Origin of the sequence: Serratia sp. CY55921, assembly GCF_052167655.1 — a bacterium.
Classification (GTDB): domain Bacteria; phylum Pseudomonadota; class Gammaproteobacteria; order Enterobacterales; family Enterobacteriaceae; genus Serratia; species Serratia ureilytica.
The window spans coordinates 173,174-198,909 of sequence record NZ_JBJNMU010000003.1 but is presented as its reverse complement, the minus strand read 5'-3'; the positions used below and the strand labels follow the sequence as shown (position 1 = coordinate 198,909).

Genomic DNA, 25,736 nt, shown 5'->3' with positions numbered 1-25,736 from the left:
CATTGTTTCACGAATGTGAACGAAACGTGTAACTGGCACCGACCGGAGAGAACAGCATGAAAAACGCAGAATTGAACCAACGCCGTCAGGACGCCACCCCGCGCGGAGTGGGCGTGATGTGTGGTTTTTACGCCGAGCGCGCAGAGAACGCCACGCTGTGGGATGTGGAAGGCAAAGAAGTGATCGACTTTGCTTCGGGGATCGCCGTGCTGAACACCGGGCACCGTCACCCGAAGGTGATCGCCGCAATTGAAAAGCAGCTGCAGGCCTTCACCCACACCGCCTATCAGATCGTTCCTTACGAAAGCTATGTTTCTTTGGCGGAGCGCATCAACCAGCGCGCGCCGATCGCCGGCCCGTGTAAAACCGCTTTCTTCACCACCGGCGCGGAAGCGGTGGAAAACGCGGTGAAGATCGCCCGCGCTTACACCGGCCGTCCGGGCTTGATCACCTTCGGCGGCGGCTTCCACGGCCGCACCTATATGACCATGGCGCTGACCGGCAAAGTGGCGCCTTACAAACTGGGCTTTGGCCCATTCCCCGGCTCGGTGTTCCACGGCCAGTATCCCAACGCGCTGTACGGCGTGACCACCGAAGACGCGATGAACAGCCTGGATCGCCTGTTTAAAGCGGATATCGATCCCAAGCAGGTGGCGGCTATTGTGCTGGAGCCGGTGCAGGGCGAGGGCGGTTTCAACGTGGCGCCGGCCGATTTCATGCAGGCGCTGCGCACGCTGTGCGACCAGCACGGCATCCTGCTGATCGCCGACGAAGTGCAGACCGGCTTCGCCCGTACCGGCAAGCTGTTCGCCATGGAGCACTACAGCGTTAAGCCCGATTTGATCACTATGGCGAAAAGCCTGGCGGGCGGCATGCCGCTGTCGGCGGTGGCGGGCCGCGCCGAGGTGATGGACGCGCCGGCGCCGGGCGGGCTGGGCGGCACCTATGCCGGTAACCCGCTGGCGGTGGCCGCCGCGCACGCGGTGCTGGACGTGATCGACGAAGAGCAGCTGTGCCAGCGCGCTCAGCGCTTGGGTCAGCACCTGGTGGAAGTGTTGCAGCAGGCGCGCAAAACCAGCCCGGCGATCGCCGATGTGCGCGCGCAGGGATCGATGGTGGCGGTGGAGTTCAACGATCCGGTTACCGGCAAGCCTTCGGCGGAGATCACCCGCCAGGTGCAGCAGAAGGCGATGGAGGAAGGGCTGCTGCTGTTGAGCTGCGGCGTGAACGGCAACGTGATCCGCTTCCTCTACCCGCTGACCATCCCGGACGATCAGTTCACCAAGGCGATGGGCATTCTGTCCCGCGCGCTGGCCCACTAAGGAGCGATCGGCATGAAATTGAATAGTCCCGAGCTGTTGCGCAGCCAGTGTCTGATCAACGGCGAGTGGTGCGATGCCCTGAGCGGCAAACGTGAAGCGGTGATCAACCCGGCCACCGGCGTCGAACTGGCCAGCATTCCGCTGGTCAGCGAAGAGGAAACCCAGCAGGCGATCGCGGCGGCGCAGCGGGCGCAAAACGAGTGGAAACAGCTGACCGCCAAGCAGCGTTCCGCGCTGCTGTTGGCCTGGGCTGATAAGGTGCTGGCCGCGCAGGAAGATCTGGCGCAGCTGATGACCGCCGAGCAGGGCAAATCGCTGGCGGAAGCGCGCGGCGAAGTGACCTACGCCGCGTCGTTCATCACCTGGTTCGCCGAAGAGGCCAAGCGGGTGGACGGCGCGGTATTGCAGGCGCCTCAGGCTTCGCAGCGCCTGGTGGTGGTGAAGCAGCCGATCGGCGTGTGCGCGGCCATCACCCCGTGGAACTTCCCGGCGGCGATGATCACCCGCAAGGTGGCGCCGGCGCTGGCGGCCGGTTGCGCCATCATCGTCAAACCGGCCGAGCAAACGCCGCTGACCGCGCTGGCGTTGGCCAAGCTGGCGCAGGACGCCGGCATTCCCGCCGGCGTGTTGCAGGTGGTGACTGGGGAAGCGGCGCAGGTGGGCAAGGTGTTGTGCGACAGCCCGGTGGTGCGCAAGCTGAGCTTTACCGGCTCGACCGAGGTCGGCCGCATCCTGATGGCGCAGTGCGCGCCGAGCATCAAGAAACTGTCGCTGGAACTGGGCGGTAATGCGCCGGTTATCGTGTTCGACGACGCCAATCTGGACGCGGCGGTGGCGGGCATCATGGCTTCCAAGTTCCGCAACAGCGGCCAGACCTGCGTGTGCGCCAACCGCATCTACGTGCAGGACGGCATCTACGAGCGGCTGGCGGAGAAGCTGGTGGCGGCGGTCGAGCAGTTGAAAGTCGGCGACGGCAGCCAGGAAGGCACCACTCAGGGGCCGCTGATCGACAGCGATGCGGTGGCGAAGGTGCAGAGCCACATCGACGACGCGCTGATCAAAGGGGCGCAGATCGCCACCGGCGGCCAGCCGCACGCGCTGGGCGGCACCTTCTTCCAGCCGACGGTGGTAACCGGCGTGACGCAGAAGATGCGCTTCGCCAAAGAAGAGACCTTCGGGCCGGTGGCGCCGCTGTTCCGTTTCCATGACGAGGCGGAAGCCATCGCCATGGCCAACGATACCGAATTCGGCCTGGCCGCCTACCTGTTCACGCAGAACGCCGCGCGCCAATGGCGAGTCCCGGAGGCGCTGGAGTACGGCATGGTCGGCATCAACACCGGGCTGATTTCCAACGAAGTGGCGCCGTTCGGCGGCGTGAAACAGTCAGGGCTCGGGCGTGAAGGATCGCGCTACGGGATAGAAGAATATCTGGAGCTGAAATACCTGTGTATCGATGTGAGCTGTTGAGCGTCAGGACGTTAACCCATCCCGGCGGCCAGTGTCGCCGGGCGATAAAGGATGATGCATGTCTGATAATATCTCTGTTTCTCCGGTGCTTGCCGCCGGGGTGCGAGCACCTGCACCCGCCAAATCGTTAAGTTTCCTCGAAGGGGTGGCGATGATCGTCGGCACCAACATCGGCGCCGGGGTGCTCTCCATCGCCTACGCCTCCAGCAAGGCCGGCTTTCTGCCGCTGCTGTTCTGGCTGGTGCTGGTGGGAAGCCTGACCACCATCACCATGCTGTACGTCGCCGAATCCACGCTGCGTACCCGCGCGCATCTGCAGCTGAGCGGACTGGCGAAGCGCTACGTCGGCGGCCTGGGCGCCTGGCTGATGTTCGCTTCGGTATGCGTCAACAGCGTTGGGGCGCTCACCGCCTATATGACCGGCAGCGGTAAGCTGCTGCAATCGCTGTTCGGCATCTCGCCGGCGCTGGGCAGCCTGCTGTTCTTCGTGCCCGCCGCCGGCGTGCTGTACCTCGGTTTGAAAGCGATTGGCCGCGGCGAGAAGTTCATCAGCATCGGCATGGTGGTAATGTTGACCGCGCTGGTGGCGGCGACGCTGCTGAAAGACACCACCCAGATGCGCAACCTGCTGGACGGCGACTGGCGCTATATGGTGCCGGTGTTCAACGTGGTGGTGTTCTGCTTCTCGGCGCAGTACATCGTGCCGGAAATGGCGCGCGGCTTCGCCGACAAGCCGGAACAACTGCCGAAGGCGATCATCGTCGGCATGGTCGTGACCTTCATTTTGCTGGCGGTGGTGCCGATGTCGGTGATTGCGCTCAGCGGGCTGGATGACATCTCCGATGTGGCCACCATTTCCTGGGGCCAGGCGCTGGGGCAGTGGGCGTTCTTCTCCGCCAACATCTTCGCGCTGTGCGCGATGCTGACCTCGTACTGGGGGTTGGGCGGCAGTTTTCTGACCAATATTTTCGACAAGTTTAGGCTGGGCAACGACGAGCTGCCGCTGCGCCGTTTCGGCGTGCTGCTGCTCGTGGTGGTGCCGCCGTTCGTGCTGGCTTACAGCGGGCTGGTGTCGTTCGTCAACGCGCTCTACTTCGCCGGGGTGTTCAGCGGGGTGATCCTGTCGATCATGCCGATGCTGATCTTGCGCGGCGCGCGCAAACACGGCGACCAAACCCCGCGCTGGCAGTGCAACTGGATCACGCATCCGCTGCTGCAGATCAGCATTGTGTTGCTGTACCTGGCCAGCGCGGTGTACGCCATCGCTTCATTGTTAGGCTATCTGCCCTCTGGATGGTGATTTGCCTTCCCTCAAGCAGTGATGTTGTTTCTCGGCATTGAGAACGGCGGCGTCGTGGCCGCCGATTTTTTTCTCACGCGCGCCGCTTTTCCGACAACGCCAGCCAGGCCTGCACCGACGGGCGCTGCCACTGCTTGTGCGCATAGTGGCGCACGCGCTCCGGCACCGGATCGCCGTGCATCACCAGCCGGTTGAGCATCAGCGCCAGATCGGTGTCGGCGATGCACCACTCCCTGAACAGATTGTCCTGCCCGTGGCTCAGCAGCTTTTCCACGGCGGCGATCAGCTTGCGCGCGGCCTCTTGCGCGGCTTCGGACAGCGGCGGGAACTTGCCGTTGTTGAACACCACCTCGGTCGAGCGCTCGGCGCGGATCGGCAGCAGATCGCTGCGCAGCCAGGCCTGGATCTCGCGCGCCTTGGCGCGCAGCTTCACGTCGCGCGGATACACGGCGTGGGCCGGGTGGATGTCTTCCAGGTATTCGGCGATCGCCGAAGACTCCGAGAGCTGGAACTCGCCGATCGCCAACGTCGGCACCCGGCGGGTGAGCGACAGCGCCGCGTAGGCTGCCTCTTTGTTCTCTTCTCTCGCCAGATCCACCGGCTTCACGGTGAACGGAATGCCTTTTTCCGTCAGCACGACAAAGGCGGACATGGCGTACGGGCTGAAAAATTCACTGTCGGTATAAAGCTCGGTGATCGGTTGAGACATCGGCGGTTCCTCGGGGTTAAGGGGGGAACATTCATCATTGTCGAGGGGAGGCTAAAAATCAATCTGTTAGCCTAAAAGTTCTTTTATGACGCGGCGGACGGCGGCGCTGGCGCGACGTGATATATTTGTTGCCAACACGTGAATTGAGCCGTATCGGGTAACATGAAGACGCAGTGGATAGAACGGGTAAGAGTGGGAGTTGCGCGCCTGTGGCCGCACCCGCTGGCGGTGGGCAAGCGAGAGATGCTGATTTCCAGCGTCGGCGCCGGTTTGGGGCTGATGCTCGCCGGCTGGATCAGCCACTTTATTTTGGGTGAGGTGAACCTGTGGTTTATCGCGCCGATGGGTGCTTCGGCGGTGCTGCTGTTCGGCGTGCCCAACAGCCCGCTGGCGCAGCCCTGGTCGATCGTCGGCGGCAATGCGCTGGCGGCGACGGTGGGCGTCAGCGCCGGTCTGCTGATCCCCGATCCGGGCCTGGCCTGCGGCGTGGCGGCGGCGGTGGCCATCGGCCTGATGTTCAAGCTGCGCTGCCTGCATCCGCCGGGCGGCGCGGTGGCGCTGACCGCCATCCTCGGCGGCCCCGGCATTCACCAGATGGGCTATCACTTTGTGCTGTACCCGGTGCTGCTGAACTCGGTGCTGCTGGCGGCGCTGGCCATTCTGTTCAATAACCTGGCCGGGCGGCGCTACCCGCACGCGCTGGCGCCGGCGGAGGCCAAGCCGACCAATCTGCCGATCGATGCCGTTGCCATCACCCGCGCCGATCTGCACGAGGCGCTGATGGAGGGGGATCTGTTCGATATCGACGAGGACGATCTGCAGGAGATCCTGCTGCGCGCCGAGCAGCTGGCGCATCAGCGGCAAAGCAAGGCCGCCTGATCAGCCAAGCGTTTTTCGGTAAAACACCACCCGTTCCGTTTCTGCAAAGCCCAGCGCCGCATGCAGGCGCTGGGAGTCCAGATTGGCGATATCGGTATCCGACGCCAGCTCGCTGCACCCCTGCTGCTTGGCCCACTCCTGCACCTGCGCGATCAAACGCGCCGCCCAGCCCTGGCGGCGGGCGCGTTCGACGGTATAAATCCCTTCCAAAAACGCCACCGGCGACGATTCGCAGCCGTTGACATAATCGTAGCGCAGCGCGACCTCGGCAAAGCCAACGAAAGCGCCGTCCAGCCCCCGCGCCATAAACGCGGTGTGGTGCGGCGAAGCCAATATTTCGCGCATTTCTGCGCGGTGTTCTTCCCGCGGGCAGGTGGGCCACAGCGCCGAGCGCAGCGCCAGCCAGGCATCAAGGTTGTCGTGGTCGCAGTTGACGATCATGCAGGGGCCTTATGAGTCGGAATAAATCAGGAATGCCGAGAGGGAAGTGTGGCACGGCAGCGGGAAACAAAAAAGCCATTATGCCGAGGGGCGCCCTTCATTAGGATGAAAGGGGTGTTGATATTTTAAGCGAAGTTAGTATAGGGTACGGCCAGGGCGCTGATAAGGGATTGTTATGGATGCGAAAGCCGTAGCTCAAGGAATTCTTGAGGGAATAGAGTCTTTACCAAGGGGCATTGCCTATAGTGCTCGTAGGACATGGCAGGGAGCAGGGCTCGGCGGTCGAGAGCTTAAGCGCCGCAATGAAATCGAAACGGAACGGTTCATCAAGGTCGTTCGTGCCGGCTATGGTATCGAAGCCCCGCTACGTGAGCTGATAGCGGTGATTATCCGTGACTGCTATCAGCGGATGGATCTGCAAACACAAACCGTGCTAAGCCAAAAATTAAACCATGTAGAGGGTTATCTTACAGGACGTATGGGGACGCAGTTCATTCTGGTTCAGCAAATCACACACCATATTTTGAAAAAGGTTATCGGCAGCACACTTTTCAAATGGGTATTCAAAGGTGTCACCATTGCTGGGCTAAACATCATTCTTTTACAAGGAATTATTGAACAGGCCGCCGTTTCTTCGCGTCGTTTGCGGGAACAATATCCCTCAACGTACCATAAGCTCACGCCACGAAATTTGGACATGATCTACTTTCTGGCGGAGGAGTATCTTGAACCCTTTGTTGCCTATACCAGCAAATCGAAAATGTTCTGTGAAGGTGTGAATCATGAGCTATCTAAAGTCTTGGGGCAGTAAGCTCGGTAAAGGATTGTCGCACCTTGTGGAAGCGATTTTGGGCGGGATATTTTCTGTCGCTGCGTTTGGCTCACTGTTCTGGTTCGACGAATGGTGGCAACGAATTCTGAGCGCGGCAATATTCCTGTTACTGGTGTTTGTCACTATTGCTTTGTGTAGCCTTGTAAGAGGTGACCGATAGCGGATGGATCAATCAAAAGCCAGCGGTTGGATTTTAACTAATGGTTAAGTGATGATGACTTCCTATCGTTAAGTAATAAAATCAATGAACTGGCTAAAATCCTTTCTTGTGAAGTTCGTTAAATTTGTTGGCCGACAAACTGCTGACTTGGCTGAGTCCATAGTCATTGGCCTGTTCTCTATAGCGGCATTTGTTGCCTTGTTCTGGTTTGATGAGTGGTGGAAATCTATCGCTGCGGCTGTCGCGATCTTCTTTGCCGGCTTCCTGGTAAGTCTGGCTATAGGCTGGTTAAGAGGGTAAAGATAGCTGAGAGTGTTGGCATACTGCCGCCATTTTACCGCCACTGTGAGCAAGAAATAAAAAAGCCACTTCGAGAAAAGTGGCTTTTTTATATGATTTTAAAGCAAAAATTTGGTGGCCCCTGTTGGGTTTGAACCAACGACCAAGCGATTATGAGTCGCCTGCTCTAACCACTGAGCTAAGGGGCCAAGCCGCGAGATTATAGGGAATCCTTAAGCGGCGGTCTACTGTTACCCGCCCGTGTGTTGCTTTTCTGCGCAGTTCTAGCCTGTTGTAATTGCTGGCGGATTTTGCGATAACCGCAGTAAATCCCTGCAATGGACTCACGATACTCATGGAACTTCTGGCGCCTGGCCTGCGGGTGGTGTTTTGCGGCATCAACCCCGGCCTTTCTTCCGCCCATCAGGGCTACCCTTTCGCCAACGGCAGCAACCGCTTCTGGAAGGTGATCCATCAGGCCGGCTTTACCGAGAGCCAGTTGGCACCGGAGCAGTGGCAGCAGCTGAAGGATAACGGCTGCGGCATTACCGCGCTGGTGGCGCGCCCGACGGTGGCGGCCAGCGAGCTGTCGCGCGACGAGTTGCGCAGCGGCGGTGAGGCGCTGCAAGAGAAGATCCTGCGCTACCAGCCGCGCGCGCTGGCGATTTTAGGCAAGCAGGCGTTCACCACCGCCTTCGGGGTGAAAAACGCGCCCTGGGGCAAGCAGGCGATGATGCTGGGGCAAACCGAGGTGTGGGTATTGCCCAACCCCAGCGGATTGAACCGCGCCACGTTGGAGCAGCTTACCGCCAGCTATCGCGAGCTGTTCCTGGCGCTGCAATGACATAAGGGAGTATGCGATGACATCGATAATGAAAGGCTGTGTGATGGTGCTGTTATTGGTGACCGGCGCTGCACAGGCGGGGCATTCACCACAGGAAGCGCGCAACAAGCAGAACGTGCTGGAGTTTTATCGGCAGGGGCTGAACAACAAGGATTTTGCGGCGGCGCGGCCGTTTTTGGGGGAACAGTACAAGCAGCATAACCCCAACGCCATGGACGGCGTGGCGGGTTTTCGTCAATTTGTCGAGCTGCTGAAAACGCGTTACCCCAACTCGCACAGTGAGGTAAAACAGGCGTTCGTCGACGGTGACTATGTGATTTTGCATGTGGAGGTCAGCGGGCGCGAGGCCGGCAAGACAGCGGCGATCATCGATATCTTCCGTCTCGACGGCGCCGGAAAAATCGTTGAGCACTGGGACGTGACGCAGCCGGTGCCGGAGAAGACCGCCAGCGGCAACAGCATGTTCTGAGGCATAAAAAAACCCCGGCAGGCCGGGGTTTTTGTTTTGAGTGCAACCGCCGGACTTAGTCGTCCAGGAAGCTGCGCAGCACTTCGGAGCGGCTTGGGTGACGCAGCTTGCGCAGCGCCTTGGCTTCGATCTGACGAATACGCTCACGGGTAACGTCAAACTGCTTGCCAACCTCTTCCAGCGTGTGGTCGGTGTTCATGTCGATGCCGAAACGCATGCGCAGCACTTTCGCTTCGCGCGCGGTCAGGCCGGCCAGCACGTCGTGGGTGGCGGAACGCAGGCTTTCCGAGGTCGCGGAATCCAGAGGTAGCTCGAGGGTGGTATCCTCGATGAAGTCGCCCAGATGCGAATCTTCGTCGTCGCCGATCGGCGTTTCCATCGAGATTGGCTCTTTGGCGATCTTCAGCACTTTGCGGATCTTGTCTTCCGGCATCAGCATGCGCTCGGCCAGCTCTTCCGGCGTCGGCTCGCGGCCCATCTCTTGCAGCATCTGGCGCGAAATACGGTTGAGCTTGTTGATGGTCTCAATCATATGCACCGGGATACGGATGGTGCGCGCCTGGTCGGCGATGGAGCGGGTGATAGCCTGACGGATCCACCAGGTGGCGTACGTCGAGAACTTGTAGCCGCGGCGGTATTCGAACTTGTCTACCGCTTTCATCAGGCCGATGTTGCCTTCCTGGATCAGATCCAGGAACTGCAGGCCGCGGTTGGTGTATTTCTTGGCGATGGAAATAACCAGACGCAGGTTGGCCTCAACCATCTCTTTCTTCGCGCGGCGAGCTTTCGCTTCACCGATCGACATGCGACGGTTGATGTCTTTGACCTGCTCGATGGTCAGGCCGGTTTCTTCTTCGATCTGACGCAGTTTCTGCAGGCTGCGCTGCACGTCTTCAGCCACGTCTTTCAGCTTTTCCGACCATGGCTTGGCCATCGCCAGTGCGGCTTCGAACCAGGAATCGCTGGTTTCGTTGCCGGCGAACAGGGTGACGAAGTTTTTCTTCGGCATTTTGCACTGTTCAACGCACAGCTTCATGATGATGCGTTCCTGGGTGCGAACGCGATCCATCATGGTGCGCATGCTGTTGACCAGGAAGTCGAACTGTTTCGGCACCAGGCGGAACTGCTTGAACACTTCAGACAGCTTCAGGATCTCGTCCGCGGCGCTGGCATGGCTGCGGCCGTTCTTTTTGATCACCAGACGCGTCGCTTCATACTGATCGCGCAGTTCGGCGAACTTCTGACGCGCCAGCTCAGGATCGATGCTGTTGTCGTCTTCGGTGTCGTCGTCTTCGGCATCCTCATCTTCTTCGTCGTCGTCTTGCTCTTCGCTCGACAGTTCGGAACCGATGTGGGTCGCGGTTGGGGCGATGTCCTCTTCCGCGTTAGGATCGACGAAGCCGGTGATCAGATCGGACAGGCGCGCTTCGCCCGCTTCGACGCGATCGTACTGCTCAAGCAGATAGGTAATGGCTTCCGGGTATTCGGCAACCGAGCACTGCACCTGGTTGATGCCGTCTTCGATGCGCTTGGCGATGTCGATTTCGCCTTCGCGCGTCAGCAGTTCGACGGTACCCATTTCGCGCATGTACATGCGCACCGGGTCGGTGGTGCGGCCGATTTCGGATTCCACGCTGGACAGAACCTGTGCGGCGGCTTCTTCCGCATCTTCGTCCGTGCTGTTCGAGTTTTCGGCGAGCAGCAGGTCATCGGCGTCCGGTGCTTCTTCCATCACCTGGATGCCCATGTCGTTAATCATCTGGATGATGTCTTCGATCTGATCGGAGTCGACGATATCTTCCGGCAGATGGTCATTGACCTCAGCATAGGTCAGATAGCCTTGCTCCTTACCACGGGTGACAAGTAGCTTCAGCTGTGACTGCGGGTTTTGCTCCATAAGACGGTATCCACACTTCAGAGTATTTAGGTTGGTGTCGGTCGGCGAAACCGCCAACAATAGCATTTGGGGCGTTTTCGTTATCGCCGCGGCCCACTATGGCGGCACTGTGCAGGGCTCTGCCCTCGCAATTATCGGCACTTAAGCCGTTTGGTATTCAGTTTTTCTTCGCTAAAACCTGGTTGAGGGAACGGACTTCTTCACGTTCCTCCGGGCTCAGGCCGCGCGTTCTGGCCTGCGCGATCAGCGTTTCCAGCCGTTGCTCGAGCACCGAGTCGTACAGGCTGGCCAACGTATCCAAAAAGGTCTGTTCGACCATGTCCTCAACGATCATATGGTTCCAGGTCGCCAAGGTTTCAAGCTGCTGGCTGAATTTGTTGTCGCGATACAGCTCCAGCAATTGCCCGGTTGTCAGGCCCGGCTGCGCCAAACAGGTCTGCACCAGTTCGACGAACAGCGGCAATCCCGCCTGTTTGGTCTGCTCCAACCCTTCCAGCGAAGGGATAAGTGTAGCCAACTGCGGATTTTGCACCAGTAACCCTATCAGTATACGCATGGTTGTGCGTTTTAGCTGGGGCGCCTGATAAGGATTCGCATTTTCAGCCTGCTTGGGCATCAGCTTGTCGAGCTGACTGTCGTCCAGCAGCCCCAGCTTGTTGCCGAGCTCCTGACGCAGGTACAAGCGCAACGTTTCGCCCGGCACCTGAGTAATCAGCGGCAGCGCCAGCGTGCTCAGCTTGGCGCGCCCGTCCGGGCTGCTCAAATCCACCTGCGGCAGCAGGCTTTCGAACAGGAAAGTGGACAGCGGCTGCGCCTGCTCCATTCGCTGTTCGAAGGCTTCTTTGCCTTCCTTGCGCACCAGGGTGTCCGGGTCTTCGCCGTCGGGCAAAAACATGAACCGCAGCTGGCGCCCGTCGTTCAGGTACGGCAGCGCGGTTTCCAGCGCCCGCCAGGCCGCTTCGCGGCCGGCGCGGTCGCCGTCGTAACAGCAGACGACGTTGTCGGTGGCGCGGAACAGCAGCTGAATGTGTTCAGCCGTCGTCGAGGTTCCGAGCGAGGCGACGGCATAATCGATGCCGAATTGCGCCAACGCCACCACGTCCATATACCCTTCCACCACCAGCAGCCGCTGCAGGGTAGGGTGATTCTGCTGTGCTTCATACAGGCCATACAGCTGGCGGCCCTTATGGAAAACTTCGGTTTCCGGCGAGTTCAGGTACTTGGGCATGCCGTCGCCCAGCACGCGGCCGCCGAAGGCGATGACGCGCCCGCGCTTGTCGCGGATGGGGAACATCACCCGTTCGCGGAAACGGTCGTACGAACGCCCCTGATCGTTAGTCACCAGCATGCCGGCATCGTTCAATGCGCGGCGCGAGTCGGCGTCGCGGCCGAAACGCTTCAGGGCGTTGTCCCATCCCGCCGGCGCGAAGCCGATGGCGAAATGGCGAATAACGTCGTCACTTAATCCGCGCTGCTGCAAATAGCTGCGCGCCGGTGCCCCGGAGGACTGCTGCAGTGACTGTTGATAGAACGCGCTGAGCTGTTCCATCAGTTGGTATAGGCTCTGGCGCTGATGGCGTTCGATCTGGGTCGGCCCGGTGCCCGCTTCGTAAGGCACTTCCAACCCGTGCATGGTCGCCAGCTCTTCGATGGTTTCGACAAACTCGAGTCGGTCGTAATTCATCAAAAAGTCGACGGCGTTGCCGTGCGCACCACATCCAAAACAGTGATAAAACTGCTTTTCGCCATTAACGGTAAATGAAGGCGTCTTTTCGTGGTGGAACGGACAGCACGCGTGGTAGTTCTTGCCTTGCTTCTTGAGCTTCACGCGGGCGTCGATCAAATCGACGATGTCGGTGCGAGCCAGCAAGTCATTGATAAATACGCGCGGAATTCGTCCAGCCATAAGCCCTTACTTCATTAGCCTATAAACGAGAACAAGCCGCGCATTCCTTTCGGAAAGCACGGCCTTCGTATGCAACTACTCGGTCTGCGCGATTTTGAAAATCAGAAATTCACGCGGTGGGGTTGCCCCCGAAGAATTAATACAGACGAGTGCGGCGTGCGTTTTCGCGAGCCAGTTTCTTCGCGTGACGTTTCACAGCAGAAGCTTTAGCGCGTTTACGTTCGGTAGTTGGTTTTTCATAAAACTCACGACGACGAACTTCAGCTAAAACACCTGCTTTTTCGCAAGAGCGTTTGAAACGACGCAGAGCAACGTCAAATGGCTCGTTTTCACGTACTTTAATTACCGGCATGTGCCTCTCACCTCAATAAAATTCGGTTTGTTGCTGGCCAAGCGCCAGCCTTTTCAAAATGGTGCGGAATTTTACTCCAATGGATGCTGCTTTGTAAAGCATCACAGCAAATTGAAACCCGCGTCGCTCTGCCGCAACGTGCGCAATTTTGCACCGGGCGCTGATTATAGACTAATCAGAAAAAAATGCTCGTGTTTAATCGCTCGGGCATTTTCTGGATGAATCATCGACATAGGCGCAAGCCGGTGACAAGATGCGCCGCATCGGCGGTAAATGCGGCGGAATGTGGTAGACTGGCGGCCGCACGTGAATGATGGGAAATGTAATGCGAGTACTGGGTATAGAAACGTCCTGCGATGAAACCGGAATTGCAGTGTATGACGATCAAACCGGTTTGTTGGCCAACCAATTATACAGCCAGGTGAAGCTGCACGCCGACTACGGCGGCGTGGTGCCGGAACTGGCCTCCCGCGATCACGTGCGCAAAACCGTGCCGCTGATTCAGGCGGCGCTGAAAGAGGCCAACCTGACCCCGGCCGATATCGACGGCGTGGCTTATACCGCCGGGCCGGGCCTGGTAGGCGCGCTGCTGGTCGGCGCTACCGTCGGGCGCGCGCTGGCGTTCGCCTGGAACGTGCCGGCGGTGCCGGTGCACCACATGGAAGGCCACCTGCTGGCGCCGATGCTGGAAGATAACCCGCCGGCGTTCCCGTTCGTCGCGCTGCTGGTCTCCGGCGGCCACACTCAGCTGATCAGCGTCACCGGCATCGGTGAATATGAACTGCTGGGCGAGTCGATCGACGATGCCGCCGGCGAAGCGTTCGACAAAACCGCCAAGCTGCTCGGCCTGGATTATCCCGGCGGGCCGATGCTGTCGAAGATGGCGCAGCAGGGTACGGCGGGGCGTTTCACCTTCCCGCGGCCGATGACCGACCGTCCGGGACTGGACTTCAGTTTCTCCGGGCTGAAAACCTTTGCCGCCAACACCATTCGCTCCAACGGCAACGACGATCAGACGCGTGCCGACATCGCCCGCGCCTTCGAGGATGCGGTGGTGGATACGCTGGCGATAAAATGCAAACGCGCGCTGGAGCAGACCGGCTTCAAACGCCTGGTGATGGCCGGCGGCGTGAGCGCCAACCGCACGCTGCGCGCCAAACTGGCGGAGATGATGCAGAAACGCGGCGGGGAAGTGTTCTATGCCCGCCCGGAATTTTGCACCGACAACGGCGCGATGATCGCCTATGCCGGCATGGTGCGGCTGAAGAGCGGCGCCAACCCGGAGCTGAGCGTGTCGGTGCGGCCGCGCTGGCCGCTGGCGGAACTGCCTGCGGTATAAAACAAAGGGCCGGATTATCCGGCCCTTACGTTATTCGTCTTTCGGCTGGTCGCCGTTATCCTCATCCGCGTCGTTTTTCTTCTTGCGGAACTTGCCCCAAATCTTGCCTTCTTGGCCGCGCCACAGGCGCTGAATATTGTCGTGATGCCGCATCAGGATCAGGCAGGAGAGCATCGCCACCGGGAAGGTGAACTGCGGTTTGAACCACCAGACGTAGAACGGGGCGATCAGCGCGCTGACGATGGCGCCGAGCGAAGAGTAGCCGCTGAGCAACACCGTCAGCAGCCAGGTGCCGGTCATCAGGCCGGTCAGATCCCAGCCGATAGGCGCGATGGCGCCAAACGCCGTCGCCACGCCTTTACCGCCGCGGAAGTGGAAGAACACCGGATAGATGTGCCCAAGACAGGCGGCGATCGCCGTCAGGCCCAGATACAGCGGCGGCACATTGAGTTTGTAGGCCAGCCAGACCGGCAACATCCCTTTCAGAATATCGAACACCAGCACCGCCGCCGCCGCCAGCCGGCCGCCGATGCGCAGGACGTTGGTCGCCCCGGGGTTTCCTGAGCCATGTTCACGCGGGTCCGGCAGCCTGGCGATCCGGCAAACCAGGATCGCGCTCGAAATCGAGCCGCACAGATACGCGAAGATAATCATGCCAAGCGCGGTAGCACTCATAACGCGGTTCCGTTTAATAATGGTCGTTTTACTCGCAACATCTATGGATAATACGCACATTCCGCTGGAAGTGGTATCCGGCAAGGCCAAAAACAGAGAATGACGTGATGGATATCGTATTTATTGAAGAGCTTACCGTAATTACCACCATTGGCGTTTATGAGTGGGAACAGGGCATTCGTCAGAAACTGGTGTTCGATATCGAAATGGGCTGGGATAACCGGCCGGCCGCCGCCAGCGACGACGTAAATGACTGTCTGAGCTATGCCGACGTCAGCGATGCCGTGATCCAACACGTGGAGTCGAACCGGTTCGCGCTGGTGGAGCGCGTGGCGGAGGAAATATCTGAAATTTTGCTCCAGCGCTTCAATTCCCCCTGGGTCCGTATTAAGGTCAGCAAACCGGGCGCTGTAGCACATGCCAATCGGGTCGGCGTGATCATTGAGCGCGGCACCCGTCCCGCATGATTTTATGTCATCTGCTTGCAACGAAAGACCGTTAACCTGGTCTTAATCCTGAGAATTGTTTTAGCGGCATTGTCTTTAAGCATTGCCGCTTTTTTATGTGATAGCCGTTATTTTATGGGGTGAGCGAAGCACATGGCAGACATGCATTCACTGTTTATTGCGTTTGTTCTTGGGGTTGTCGAGGGATTAACCGAATTTTTGCCGGTTTCTTCCACCGGGCATATGATCATCGTCGGCGAGTGGCTGGGCTTCACTGGCGACAAAGCCAAAACCTTTGAAGTCATTATCCAGCTGGGGTCGATCCTGGCCGTCGTCGTGATGTTCTGGCGCCGGTTGTTCGGTCTGATCGGCATCCATTTCGGCGGCAAGCCGGTGGAGCACGAAGGCAAAACCAGCGGCCAGCTGAAGCTGGGGCACATCCTGCTGGCGATGATCCCGGCGGTGGTGCTGGGGCTGGCCTTCCATGATTTCATCAAGTCGCTGTTTGCGCCGAAAAACGTGATGTACGCGTTGGTGGTCGGCGGCCTGCTGCTGCTGGCGGCGGAATGGCTGAAGCCGAAGAAGCCTAGCGCGGAAGGGTTGGATGACATCACTTACCGTCAGGCGTTCATGATCGGCTGCTTCCAGTGTCTGGCGCTGTGGCCGGGCTTCTCCCGTTCGGGTTCCACTATCGCCGGCGGCATGCTGGTGGGCGTGAACCGCTATGCGGCGTCCGAGTTCTCCTTCATTCTGGCTGTGCCGATGATGATTGGTGCCAGCGGCCTGGATTTGTATAAGAGCCTGCACTTCCTGACCTGGGGCGACCTGCCGATGTTCGCCGTCGGTTTCGTCACCGCCTTCGTGGTGGCGCTGGTTGCGATCAAGACCTTCCTGTCGCTGATCAAACGCATCTCGTTCGTACCGTTCGCTATCTACCGCTTTATCGTGGCGGCCGTGGTTTACATGGTGTTCCTGTAAGCCTTCACGCCAAGAAAAAACCCCGCTCCGCGGGGTTTTTTTATGCCTGATCGTTGATGATGGTTTGGGTGAGCTTCCACTCGGCCAGCGCCTGCTGGCGGCGGCGTTTGAGCTCGTCGCGGATCGCGGTGCCCTGCAGCCCGCTGGCCACCACCTCTTTAATAGATACCGCGTTCGCCACCTGATACGCCTGGCGCAGATAGTCGCCCTGCGGATAGGGATTCTCCTCAAAGCCGGTACGGCCGCGCGCGTCCGCCTCGCTGGTCAGGATCATCTGCTCCAGCCGGTGCGGCTTGCGCCAGACGTCGATGGCGTCGAACAGCTTCAATAGGGTCTCCGGCCGCAGCTTGTTCACGGTGTGGATCAGATCATGGTACTCGGCCACCAGCTTGCTCAGATCTCGCACCGGGTTGGGCACCCGCAGCCGCTGGCACAGCGCCTCAACCAGCCGCACACCGGCCGGGCCGTGGCCGTGGTGATGCGGCCAGAACTCTTTTGGCGTCAATCCCTTGCCGAGGTCATGGCACAGGGTGGCGAAGCGCACGTCCACCTCCGGCGTGAGGCGGGCGGCGATCGCTAACGCCATCAGCGTGTGCACGCCGGTGTCGATCTCCGGGTGCCACTTGGCGGGAGCCGGCACGCCGAACAGCGCGTCGATTTCCGGGAACAGCACCGCCAGCGCATCGCAGTCGCGCAGCACCTGAAAATAGACCTGCGGGCTCTGGCTTTGCAGCGCCTTTTCCGTTTCTTTCCAGACGCGTTCGGCGGTCAGCGCGGCCAGTTCACCGCTGTGCGCCATCCGGCGCATCAGGCCGAGCGTTTCGTCGGCGATGCGAAAACCCAGGTGGGCGAAGCGGGCGGTGAAGCGCGCCACGCGCAGTACGCGCAGCGGATCTTCGCCGAAGGCGTCGGAAACGTGGCGCAGCACGCGCGCCTGCAGATCGGCCACGCCGCCGTAAGGATCAATCAGCTCCCCCTCGGCGGAACGGGCGATGGCGTTGATGGTCAGATCGCGCCGCAGCAGATCCTCCTCCAGCGTGACGTCCGGCGCGGCATAGCAGGTAAAACCGGTGTATCCCTGGCCGGATTTGCGCTCGGTGCGCGCCAGCGCGTACTCCTCGTGGGTGTCGGGATTGAGGAATACCGGAAAGTCTTTGCCGACCTGCTGGTAGCCCAATGCCAGCAGCTCGGCCGGCGTGGCGCCCACCACCACCCAATCATGATCGACCACCGGAATGTCGAGCAGGCTGTCGCGAACGGCGCCGCCGACCAGATAAATCTGCACTGTTGACTCCTGAATATCGTGTAAGGCTCTGTCTATCAGATTACATGAATTGGCCGCGGGATGTCGGCGCCAATGAAAAGGGCGCCCGCAGGCGCCCATACTCAAACTGAACGATACTGAGATCAGTTCATCCAGCGATTGTTGTTCTTGCGGCGCGGGATCAGGTGCGGCAACAGCAGGCCCAGCAGCAAGCCGACGCCGGCGACGCCGCCGCCGTACATGAACCACTGCAGAATAATGGTGCGCTGTTTGTCGTCGAGCTGCAGGTTAACGGCGTTAACCTTCTTCTGCGCGACCACCAGCTGGTTTTTCAGATCCTGGTTTTCCTTCTGCAGGCTGCTGATGGTGCTGTCGCTGCCCGCGACTTTTTCCTGCATTTCCGCCGTGCGCTGGTTCCAGGTGTTATCGATGTTGGCCAGCTTGTCGGTCAGGGTTTTCACCTGCTGTTCCAGCTCGGGCACGCGGGTGCGCAGGCTCGGCGTCTGGCTGAGCTGATCGAGTGGGATCCAGGTGGTGCGGCCTTTCGGATCGCGGATCTGGCCGTAGTTGGTGCTGTCGTTGACGCTCAGCAGGGTGACTTCTTCACCGGCGTTCAGAGTGCCGACAATACGGTACTGATTACCTGGGCCGCTATGGACGTAAGTGCTTAACTCATCGGAGATATAGCGTTTATCTTCGGCATGTGCGCCCCAAGTGATGCTGAAGCTCAGCGCGGCAAGGCAAATCAGGCGTAATTTCTGCATTAGTTCATCGTTTCTTGGTGAATTTATGGAACGATAGTAGAGCGTTCAGTCTGACGACGCAACGCCAAAACCGGAATGAGAACTATCTTACTGTGGCTGATTCTGTGAGTTGCGCGGCGTTTTATAACGTAACAGGTTTTTTCTACAGTTAGCAGGGTTAAGGCGCCAGGAATCGCGGTAAGATAACGGCAACTGTGCGTCATTGGGCAGTATGCGGCGGCCGAACGCGCCGCGCTGAAACAGACGTGAATGCATAACTTATTGGTGTTAAAGAATTATGACCGTTGAAATTGAACTGAAATTCATCGCCGCGCCGCAAGCGGTGGCCGCTCTGCCGCAATGGCTTGCCGCCTGGCCGCATCAGCATTCCGCGCCGCAAAAACTGACCAACATTTACTTCGAAACGGCCGATAACTTCCTGCGCAATCACGACATGGGGCTGCGCATTCGCGGTTTCGACGATCGTTATGAGATGACCATCAAAACCGCCGGTAAAGTGGTGGCCGGCCTGCACCAACGTCCGGAATACAACGTCGCTATCGCCGAGCCGCAGCTGGCGCTGGCGCAGTTTCCTGCCGACATCTGGCCACAGGATTGTGATATCGCGGCGCTGCAGCAGGCGTTGCAGCCGCTGTTCCGTACCGACTTTGCGCGTGAAAAGTGGGTGGTCACTTACGGCCAAAGCGAGATCGAGATTGGCTTGGATCAGGGAGAGGTGCGCGCCGGTGACCTCAGCGAAGCCCTCAGCGAGATCGAACTGGAGCTGCTGAAAGGCAACACCGCCGATCTGCTGGCATTGGCCGGCGAGCTGGCGGCCCATGGCGGGCTGCGTCAGGGCAGCCTGAGCAAGGCGGCGCGCGGCTACCACCTGGCGCAGGGCAATCCGCCGCGCGAGGTGCGCCCGCTGCGGGTGCTGAAGCCGGCGGCGAAGGCGACCGTGGAGCAGGGGATGATCGCCGCCTTCGAACTGGCGCTCAACCATTGGCAGTACCATGAGGAGCTGTGGCTGCGCGGCGATGCTCAGGCGCGCGGGGCGGTCCTCGAAGCGGTCGGCACTATCCGCCAGGCGCTGGTGATCTTCGGCGGCCTGGTGCCGCGCAAGGCCAGCGCCGATCTGCGCGCCCGCCTGACCGAGCTCGAACCGCTGTTGGCGGACAAAGCCGCGCAACCGGAGAACCTGTGCTACAGCGCGGCCTATCTGCAATGTAAGTTGGCGCTCACATCATGGCTGGTGCGCGGCGCCTGGCGGCCGTTTATCGACGCCAAAGGGCAGGCCAAACTGGACGGTTCTTTCAAACGCTTCAGCGACATCATGCTGGGGCGCAGCGGCGCGGAGCTGAAAGAAGCCTTCAGCCGTACGCTGAACGAAGATGAATATCAGGAACAATTGCCGCGCCTGACGCGTCAGATTTCGGCGCTGGTCCTGCTGTCGGGCGCTTACCCCGACGAGCAGACCGGGCCTTATATCGACGCCTGGCGCGAGCTGCAGGCGGCGCTGAGCGAGCGCCGCCAGGGCTGGTATGAAGCCAGCCGCAAACAGGCCTTATCGCATGCGCCATTCTGGTTAAACGGCGCGCTTCGTTAATCCAGCCGGCCCGCCAGCCGTGGGCCGCAGAACGGGTCATACACTATGTCGCCACTTTCAGCCGCGTTACAGGCTCAGGCACAGCAGGTTGTGCAGCGTTTTCAGGAAGTTCACGGCGCGGACTGCGCCTTTAGCGAGCAAGAGCAGTGGGTGCTGGCGTCGAGCGACTTCGTCAGCGACGCGCTGCTCGCCCAGCCGGCCTGGCTGGCGACGCTGCGCGAACAGCCGCCGGCGCCTGGCGAGTGGCAACACTACGCCGCCTGGTTGCAGGACGAGCTGGAAGAGGTGCGCGACGAAGCGCAACTGATGCGCACGCTGCGTCTGTTTCGCCGCGAAACGCTGGTGCGCATCGCCTGGGCGCAGGCGCAGGGGCTGTGTTCGACCGAAGAAACGTTGCTGCAGCTGAGCGGGCTGGCGGAGACGCTGATCGTCAGCGCGCGCGACTGGCTGTACCAAACCTGTTGCCGCGAGTGGGGCACGCCGTGCAATGCCGACGGCGAACCGCAGCCGCTGCTGGTCCTCGGCATGGGCAAGCTGGGCGGCGGCGAACTGAACTTCTCGTCGGACATCGATCTGATCTTCGCTTACCCGGAAAATGGTCAAACCCAGGGCGGGCGGCGCGAGCTGGATAACGCCCAGTTCTTCACCCGTCTCGGCCAGCGGCTGATCAAGGCGCTGGATCAACAGACCATCGATGGCTTCGTCTATCGCGTGGACATGCGGCTGCGGCCGTTCGGCGACAGCGGCCCGTTGGTGATGAGCTTTGCGGCGCTGGAGGATTACTACCAGGAACAGGGGCGCGACTGGGAACGCTATGCGATGGTGAAGGCGCGCCTGATGGGCGGGGCGGAAGACGCCTACAGCCAGGAGCTGCGTAAAACGCTGCGGCCGTTCGTGTTCCGTCGTTACATTGATTTCAGCGTCATTCAGTCTCTGCGCAACATGAAGGGCATGATCGCCCGTGAAGTGCGGCGGCGCGGCCTGAAGGACAACATCAAGCTGGGCGCCGGCGGCATTCGCGAAATCGAATTCATCACCCAGGTATTCCAGCTGATCCGCGGCGGCCGTGAACCGGCGCTGCAGGGGCGTTCGCTGCTGCCGACGCTGCAGGCGGTGGGCGAGCTGGGGCTGCTGGAAAGCAAGCAGGTGCGGGCGCTGAGCGCCGCCTACCTGTTCCTGCGGCGGCTGGAGAACCTGCTGCAGGCGATCGGCGATCAGCAAACCCAGACGCTGCCGCAGGAGGCGCTCGATCAGGCCCGGTTGGCCTACGGCATGGGGTTGGCGGATTGGCCGGCGCTGATGGCGGCGCTGGACGTGCACATGCAGGCGGTGCGCGCGGTGTTCGACGACCTGATCGGCGACGATAGCCCGGATGTCGGCGAAGATCCCGATTACCAGCACTATCACAGTCTGTGGCAGGACGCGCTGGAGGAGAACGAGCTGGCGCCGCTGACGCCGCACCTTGACGAAGAGGCGCGTCGACAGATGCTGCGCACCATCGCCGATTTTCGTCACGACGTCGACAAGCGCACCATCGGCCCGCGCGGCCGCGACGTGCTCGATCAGCTGATGCCGCGCCTGCTGGCGGAGGTGTGCCCGCGGCAGGACGCACCGACCGCGCTGGTGCGGCTGGCGCAGCTGCTGCTGAGCATCGTCACCCGCACTACCTATCTCGAGTTGCTGGTGGAGTACCATGCGGCGCTCAGCCATCTGATCCGCCTGTGCGCCGCGTCGCCGATGGTCGCCAACCAGCTGTCGCGTTACCCGCTGCTGCTTGACGAGCTGCTGGATCCGGCCACGCTGTATCAGCCGGTGGCGCTGGACGCCTACCGCAGCGAGCTGCGGCAGTATCTGCTGCGGGTGCCGGAAGACGACGAAGAGCAAAAGCTGGAGGCGCTGCGTCAGTTCAAACAGGCTCAGCAGCTGCGCATCGCCGCTGCGGATATCGCCGGCGCGCTGCCGGTGATGAAAGTGAGCGATCACCTGACTTATCTGGCAGAGGCGATCATCGACGCGGTGGTGCAACAGGCCTGGAGCGACATGGTGGCGCGCTATGGCCAGCCCACCCATTTGCAGGAGCGGGAGGGGCGCGGCTTTGCGGTGATCGGCTATGGCAAACTGGGCGGCTGGGAGCTGGGGTACAGTTCCGATCTCGATCTGGTGTTCCTGTTGGATTGCCCGCCGGAGGTGATGACCGACGGCGATCGCTGCATCGACGGCCGCCAGTTCTACCTGCGGCTGGCGCAGCGGGTGATGCATCTGTTCAGCACCCGCACGTCCTCGGGCATTCTGTATGAGGTGGACGCGCGCCTGCGGCCTTCCGGCGCCGCGGGGATGCTGGTCAGCACCGTCGAGGCGTTCGCCGACTACCAGCAAAACGAAGCCTGGACCTGGGAGCATCAGGCTCTGGTGCGCGCGCGCATCGTGCACGGCGATCCGGCGCTGCATCAGCAGTTCGACGCGATCCGGCGCGAGATCCTGTGCAAAACGCGCGATGCGCAGACCCTGAAGCGCGAAGTGCGCGAGATGCGCGAAAAGATGCGCAACCATCTCGGCAACAAGCAGCGCGATCTGTTTGATATCAAGGCCGATGAGGGCGGCATTACCGACATCGAATTTATCGCCCAATATCTGGTCTTACGCTATGCGCCGGGTGAACCGCGCCTGACGCGTTGGTCGGACAACGTGCGCATCTTCGAGCTGATGGCCAATTACGACATCATGCCGGATGAAGAGGCGCGCGCGCTGACCCAGGCCTATGTCACCATGCGCGACGAGATCCACCACCTGGCGCTGCAGGAACATTCCGGCAAGGTCGGCAGCGAGCTGTTTGCCGCCGAGCGCGAGCAGGTGCGCGCCAGCTGGGCCAAATGGCTGGATTAATACCTTTTTGCGGGTATTCCGGCGGTCTGTGGTAATATCTGCGCCACTAAAATTTTGTTCTTTTTTGGAGTTATCGGATGAAAGTTACGCTGCCTGATTTTCGCCGCGCCGGTGTGCTGGTGGTCGGTGACGTCATGTTGGATCGCTATTGGTATGGGCCGACCAGCCGCATTTCACCGGAAGCCCCGGTGCCGGTGGTCAAGGTCGATACCATCGAAGAGCGTCCCGGCGGCGCGGCTAACGTGGCGATGAACATCGCTTCGCTGGGCGCCACTTCCCGTCTGGTGGGCCTGACCGGCATCGACGATGCGGCGCGGGCGCTGAGCGCCAAGCTGAATGAAGTCAACGTGCGCTGCGACTTCGTCTCGGTGCCGACCCATCCGACTATTACCAAGCTGCGCGTGCTGTCGCGCAACCAGCAACTGATCCGTCTCGACTTCGAAGAAGGCTTCTCCAACGTTGATCCGCAGCCGATGCTGGAGCGCATTCAGCAGGCGCTGCCGCAGATCGGCGCGCTGGTGCTGTCCGATTACGCCAAGGGCGCGCTCAGCCAGGTGCAGGGCATGATCCAACTGGCGCGCGCCGCCAAGGTGCCGGTGCTGATCGATCCGAAAGGATCCGATTTCGAGCGCTATCGCGGCGCGACGCTGCTGACGCCGAACCTGTCCGAGTTCGAAGCGGTGGTGGGCCACTGTAAGGATGAAGCGGAACTGGTGGAACGCGGCATGAAGCTGGTGGCGGATTTCGAGCTGTCGGCGCTGCTGGTTACCCGTTCCGAACACGGCATGACGCTGCTACAGCCGGGCGTTGAGCCGCTGCACTTGCCGACCCAGGCGCAGGAAGTGTTCGATGTGACCGGCGCCGGCGACACCGTGATCGGCGTGCTGGCCGCCTCGCTGGCCGCCGGCAACTCGCTGGAAGAGTCCTGTTTCCTGGCCAATGCCGCCGCCGGCGTGGTGGTGGGCAAGCTCGGTACCTCCACCGTGTCGCCGATCGAACTGGAGAACGCGGTGCGCGGCCGCGCCGAGACCGGTTTTGGCGTGATGACCGAAGCGCAGTTGAAACAGGCCGTCGCGCAGGCGCGTCAGCGCGGCGAAAAAGTGGTGATGACCAACGGCATCTTCGACATTCTGCATGCCGGCCACGTCTCTTATCTGGCCAATGCTCGCAAGCTGGGCGATCGCCTGATCGTGGCGGTGAACAGCGATGCGTCGACCAAACGCCTGAAAGGGGAAAAACGCCCGGTCAACGCGCTGGAGAACCGCATGATTGTGCTGGGCGCGCTGGAAGCGGTGGATTGGGTGGTGCCGTTCGAGGAGGACACGCCGCAGCGCTTGATCGCCGACATCTTGCCGGATCTGCTGGTCAAAGGCGGCGATTACAAGCCGGAAGAGATTGCCGGCAGTGCGGAAGTGTGGGCCAACGGCGGCGATGTCAAAGTGCTGAACTTTGAAGACGGCCTGTCGACCACCAACATCATCAAAGCGATCAAAGACGGGCGCGGCTAACGCCGGGCGACGTAAAGAACAAGGGCGCGCGGTGCGCGCCCTTGGCGGGAATTATTCGTCTTCCTGTTTGGCGGCCGGCGCCGCGCTCAGCTTGCTTTCCAGCTCGGCCATGCGCTGTTCCAACAGCGCCAGCTTTTCGCGGGTGCGCAACAGCACCTGAGTCTGCACGTCGAACTCTTCGCGGTTAACCAAATCCAGGCGGGTCAACTGCGACTGCAGCACCTGACGGATTTTTTTCTCAACGTCTTCCCCGAATTCACGAACGCCTTTAGGCATGGACTCATGAACCTGGCGTGCGATTTGTTCGATTTTTTTCGGGTCAATCATGGCGTATCCCTTTCAGAGTTTAATAGCTGCCGCTTAGTGTAATGCGAGTTGCCCGCCGGATAAACACCATTAAGCGCATTCGCCGCGCGTGGCCGAATTGTGCTTTTGCCAATTGCCCTGTCTATCCATTAGCGTTATAGTCATCTTGCTTATTCTCAGGGCGGGGTGAAAGTCCCCACCGGCGGTAAATCACCTTCTACGGTGAAAGCCCGCGAGCGCTCAGCCAGCCTGTAAAGGCCGGTTAGAGGTCAGCAGATCCGGTGTAATTCCGGGGCCGACGGTTATAGTCCGGATGGGAGAGAGTAACGGTATCTGCCGGGCATGCGCCCGCTTGCGTTATTTTTTTAGCTATTGCTAGCTACTCCTCAAGATCGCCCTGGTTCTGGTAATCCATAATTTTTAATGAGGTTTTTTACCATGAATCAGACGCTACTTTCAGACTTCGGCACGCCGACAGAACGCGTTGAACGCGCGATCGACGCACTGCGCAACGGGCGCGGCGTGATGGTGCTCGATGATGAAAACCGTGAAAACGAAGGTGACATGATCTTCGCCGCGGAAACCATGACCGTTGAGCAGATGGCGCTGACCATTCGCCACGGCAGCGGCATCGTGTGCCTGTGCATCACCGAAGAACGCCGTCAGCAGCTTGAGCTGCCGATGATGGTGACCAACAACTCCAGCCAGTTCCAGACCGCCTTCACCGTGACCATCGAAGCGGCGCAGGGCGTGACCACCGGGGTTTCCGCTTCCGATCGCCTGACCACCATCCGTGCGGCGGTGGCAGACAGCGCCAAGCCGAGCGACCTGAACCGTCCGGGCCACGTGTTCCCGCTGCGCGCGCAGCCGGGCGGCGTGCTGAGCCGTCGCGGCCACACCGAAGCGACCATCGATCTGGTCTCCATGGCCGGTTTCAAACCTGCCGGCGTGCTGTGTGAACTGACCAACGACGATGGCAGCATGGCGCATGCGCCGGAAGTGATCGCCTTCGCCAAACAGCACGACATGGTGGTGCTGACCATCGAAGATCTGGTGGCCTACCGCCAGGCGCACGAGAAAAAAGCCAGCTGATAGCCGGCCGCTTTCAACGATAAAAAAGCCGCGTAATGC

Annotated in this window: 24 protein-coding genes, 1 tRNA gene and 1 riboswitch; of the genes, 15 read left to right on the top strand and 10 right to left on the bottom strand. The window is 60.4% G+C overall.

Translation table 11 applies throughout. The features are described from left to right. Nucleotides 1-56 precede the first annotated feature (56 nt). Genes ACJ8M3_RS17420 through ACJ8M3_RS17410 form a run of 3 tightly spaced genes read left to right on the top strand, consistent with a single transcriptional unit; the run spans nucleotide 57 to nucleotide 4,089 of the window. Entirely contained in the window at nucleotides 57-1,322 is a 1,266-nt protein-coding gene (locus tag ACJ8M3_RS17420) for a 4-aminobutyrate--2-oxoglutarate transaminase (RefSeq protein WP_047026542.1), read from the top strand. A 12-nt stretch (nucleotides 1,323-1,334) separates the two neighbouring features. Continuing rightward, nucleotides 1,335-2,789 carry an NAD-dependent succinate-semialdehyde dehydrogenase gene (locus ACJ8M3_RS17415; RefSeq protein WP_089197483.1) on the top strand — a complete coding sequence of 485 codons (1,455 nt, stop codon included), beginning with the start codon at nucleotides 1,335-1,337 and terminating at the stop codon, nucleotides 2,787-2,789. Nucleotides 2,790-2,847: 58 nt separating this feature from the next. Beyond that, nucleotides 2,848-4,089, top strand: a complete 1,242-nt coding sequence (locus ACJ8M3_RS17410) for an aromatic amino acid transport family protein (RefSeq protein ID WP_089197482.1) — start codon at nucleotides 2,848-2,850, stop codon at nucleotides 4,087-4,089. Between the two features lie 73 nt (nucleotides 4,090-4,162). On the opposite strand, the gene yfcF is transcribed toward ACJ8M3_RS17410, so the two are convergent. Beyond that, nucleotides 4,163-4,798, bottom strand: coding sequence for a glutathione transferase (yfcF, locus tag ACJ8M3_RS17405; protein WP_089197481.1), 636 nt, complete (start codon nucleotides 4,796-4,798; stop codon nucleotides 4,163-4,165). 162 nt (nucleotides 4,799-4,960) lie between these two features. Between yfcF and ACJ8M3_RS17400 the strand changes: the two genes are divergently transcribed. Next, nucleotides 4,961-5,677 (top strand): HPP family protein, encoded by a 717-nt coding sequence (locus tag ACJ8M3_RS17400; RefSeq protein ID WP_033644544.1) that lies wholly within the window; start codon nucleotides 4,961-4,963, stop codon nucleotides 5,675-5,677. Here the strand turns inward: ACJ8M3_RS17400 and aac(6') are convergent, their stop codons facing one another. Next, complete coding sequence (gene aac(6'), locus ACJ8M3_RS17395; RefSeq protein WP_047026538.1) at nucleotides 5,678-6,118, bottom strand: aminoglycoside 6'-N-acetyltransferase; 441 nt, start codon at nucleotides 6,116-6,118, stop codon at nucleotides 5,678-5,680. Nucleotides 6,119-6,293: 175 nt separating this feature from the next. On the opposite strand from aac(6'), the gene ACJ8M3_RS17390 reads away from it, so the two are divergent. After that, nucleotides 6,294-6,929: a hypothetical protein gene (locus ACJ8M3_RS17390; protein WP_060660224.1), complete on the top strand. Its 636-nt coding sequence runs from the start codon at nucleotides 6,294-6,296 to the stop codon at nucleotides 6,927-6,929. A 265-nt stretch (nucleotides 6,930-7,194) separates the two neighbouring features. Beyond that, a complete protein-coding gene (locus tag ACJ8M3_RS17385) occupies nucleotides 7,195-7,410 on the top strand; it encodes a hypothetical protein (protein WP_033644548.1) in 216 nt (71 codons plus the stop codon). 112 nt (nucleotides 7,411-7,522) lie between these two features. Here ACJ8M3_RS17385 and ACJ8M3_RS17380 read toward each other — a convergent pair. After that, a tRNA-Ile gene (locus tag ACJ8M3_RS17380) sits at nucleotides 7,523-7,598 on the bottom strand. A gap of 146 nt (nucleotides 7,599-7,744) precedes the next feature. Between ACJ8M3_RS17380 and mug the strand changes: the two genes are divergently transcribed. Then, nucleotides 7,745-8,233: a G/U mismatch-specific DNA glycosylase gene (gene mug, locus ACJ8M3_RS17375; protein ID WP_033644588.1), complete on the top strand. Its 489-nt coding sequence runs from the start codon at nucleotides 7,745-7,747 to the stop codon at nucleotides 8,231-8,233. Nucleotides 8,234-8,249: 16 nt separating this feature from the next. Next, on the top strand, nucleotides 8,250-8,702 hold the full coding sequence (locus ACJ8M3_RS17370; protein WP_033644589.1) for a nuclear transport factor 2 family protein: 453 nt from the start codon (nucleotides 8,250-8,252) through the stop codon (nucleotides 8,700-8,702). A gap of 55 nt (nucleotides 8,703-8,757) precedes the next feature. Here the strand turns inward: ACJ8M3_RS17370 and rpoD are convergent, their stop codons facing one another. The 3 genes from rpoD to rpsU form a co-directional block, all read right to left on the bottom strand. Further along, nucleotides 8,758-10,599, bottom strand: a complete 1,842-nt coding sequence (gene rpoD, locus ACJ8M3_RS17365) for an RNA polymerase sigma factor RpoD (RefSeq protein WP_025304326.1) — start codon at nucleotides 10,597-10,599, stop codon at nucleotides 8,758-8,760. A 157-nt stretch (nucleotides 10,600-10,756) separates the two neighbouring features. After that, complete coding sequence (gene dnaG, locus ACJ8M3_RS17360; RefSeq protein WP_025304325.1) at nucleotides 10,757-12,505, bottom strand: DNA primase; 1,749 nt, start codon at nucleotides 12,503-12,505, stop codon at nucleotides 10,757-10,759. Between the two features lie 136 nt (nucleotides 12,506-12,641). Beyond that, a complete protein-coding gene (rpsU, locus tag ACJ8M3_RS17355) occupies nucleotides 12,642-12,857 on the bottom strand; it encodes a 30S ribosomal protein S21 (RefSeq protein ID WP_001144069.1) in 216 nt (71 codons plus the stop codon). Between the two features lie 325 nt (nucleotides 12,858-13,182). On the opposite strand from rpsU, the gene tsaD reads away from it, so the two are divergent. Then, on the top strand, nucleotides 13,183-14,196 hold the full coding sequence (tsaD, locus tag ACJ8M3_RS17350; protein WP_004937199.1) for a tRNA (adenosine(37)-N6)-threonylcarbamoyltransferase complex transferase subunit TsaD: 1,014 nt from the start codon (nucleotides 13,183-13,185) through the stop codon (nucleotides 14,194-14,196). A gap of 30 nt (nucleotides 14,197-14,226) precedes the next feature. Here the strand turns inward: tsaD and plsY are convergent, their stop codons facing one another. Continuing rightward, nucleotides 14,227-14,871 carry a glycerol-3-phosphate 1-O-acyltransferase PlsY gene (plsY, locus tag ACJ8M3_RS17345; protein ID WP_033644590.1) on the bottom strand — a complete coding sequence of 215 codons (645 nt, stop codon included), beginning with the start codon at nucleotides 14,869-14,871 and terminating at the stop codon, nucleotides 14,227-14,229. A gap of 107 nt (nucleotides 14,872-14,978) precedes the next feature. Here plsY and folB point away from each other — a divergent pair, with 107 nt between their 5' ends. Both folB and bacA read left to right on the top strand, forming a co-directional pair. Beyond that, nucleotides 14,979-15,338, top strand: a complete 360-nt coding sequence (gene folB / locus ACJ8M3_RS17340; protein WP_015379095.1) for a bifunctional dihydroneopterin aldolase/7,8-dihydroneopterin epimerase — start codon at nucleotides 14,979-14,981, stop codon at nucleotides 15,336-15,338. Between the two features lie 132 nt (nucleotides 15,339-15,470). Further along, nucleotides 15,471-16,295, top strand: a complete 825-nt coding sequence (gene bacA / locus ACJ8M3_RS17335) for an undecaprenyl-diphosphate phosphatase (RefSeq protein WP_033644592.1) — start codon at nucleotides 15,471-15,473, stop codon at nucleotides 16,293-16,295. Nucleotides 16,296-16,335: 40 nt separating this feature from the next. Here the strand turns inward: bacA and ACJ8M3_RS17330 are convergent, their stop codons facing one another. After that, the gene (locus ACJ8M3_RS17330; protein WP_089195200.1) at nucleotides 16,336-17,580 is read right to left on the bottom strand and encodes a multifunctional CCA addition/repair protein; all 1,245 of its coding nucleotides are present in this window, start codon (nucleotides 17,578-17,580) and stop codon (nucleotides 16,336-16,338) included. 122 nt (nucleotides 17,581-17,702) lie between these two features. Next, nucleotides 17,703-18,323, bottom strand: coding sequence for a TIGR04211 family SH3 domain-containing protein (locus ACJ8M3_RS17325; RefSeq protein WP_033644594.1), 621 nt, complete (start codon nucleotides 18,321-18,323; stop codon nucleotides 17,703-17,705). A gap of 277 nt (nucleotides 18,324-18,600) precedes the next feature. Between ACJ8M3_RS17325 and ACJ8M3_RS17320 the strand changes: the two genes are divergently transcribed. The 3 genes from ACJ8M3_RS17320 to hldE all read left to right on the top strand — a co-directional run bounded on the left by ACJ8M3_RS17320 (nucleotide 18,601) and on the right by hldE (nucleotide 24,299). After that, complete coding sequence (locus ACJ8M3_RS17320) at nucleotides 18,601-19,908, top strand: CYTH domain-containing protein (protein WP_060660227.1); 1,308 nt, start codon at nucleotides 18,601-18,603, stop codon at nucleotides 19,906-19,908. A 45-nt stretch (nucleotides 19,909-19,953) separates the two neighbouring features. After that, nucleotides 19,954-22,791 (top strand): bifunctional [glutamate--ammonia ligase]-adenylyl-L-tyrosine phosphorylase/[glutamate--ammonia-ligase] adenylyltransferase, encoded by a 2,838-nt coding sequence (gene glnE, locus ACJ8M3_RS17315; protein ID WP_089197453.1) that lies wholly within the window; start codon nucleotides 19,954-19,956, stop codon nucleotides 22,789-22,791. Between the two features lie 77 nt (nucleotides 22,792-22,868). Further along, the gene (gene hldE, locus ACJ8M3_RS17310) at nucleotides 22,869-24,299 is read left to right on the top strand and encodes a bifunctional D-glycero-beta-D-manno-heptose-7-phosphate kinase/D-glycero-beta-D-manno-heptose 1-phosphate adenylyltransferase HldE (RefSeq protein WP_033644597.1); all 1,431 of its coding nucleotides are present in this window, start codon (nucleotides 22,869-22,871) and stop codon (nucleotides 24,297-24,299) included. Nucleotides 24,300-24,350: 51 nt separating this feature from the next. Here the strand turns inward: hldE and ubiK are convergent, their stop codons facing one another. Continuing rightward, on the bottom strand, nucleotides 24,351-24,626 hold the full coding sequence (ubiK, locus tag ACJ8M3_RS17305) for a ubiquinone biosynthesis accessory factor UbiK (RefSeq protein WP_004937216.1): 276 nt from the start codon (nucleotides 24,624-24,626) through the stop codon (nucleotides 24,351-24,353). 147 nt (nucleotides 24,627-24,773) lie between these two features. After that, a riboswitch (FMN riboswitch) is annotated at nucleotides 24,774-24,934 on the top strand. A gap of 109 nt (nucleotides 24,935-25,043) precedes the next feature. Between ubiK and ribB the strand changes: the two genes are divergently transcribed. Then, a complete protein-coding gene (gene ribB / locus ACJ8M3_RS17300; protein WP_033636071.1) occupies nucleotides 25,044-25,697 on the top strand; it encodes a 3,4-dihydroxy-2-butanone-4-phosphate synthase in 654 nt (217 codons plus the stop codon). Nucleotides 25,698-25,736: the final 39 nt, after the last annotated feature.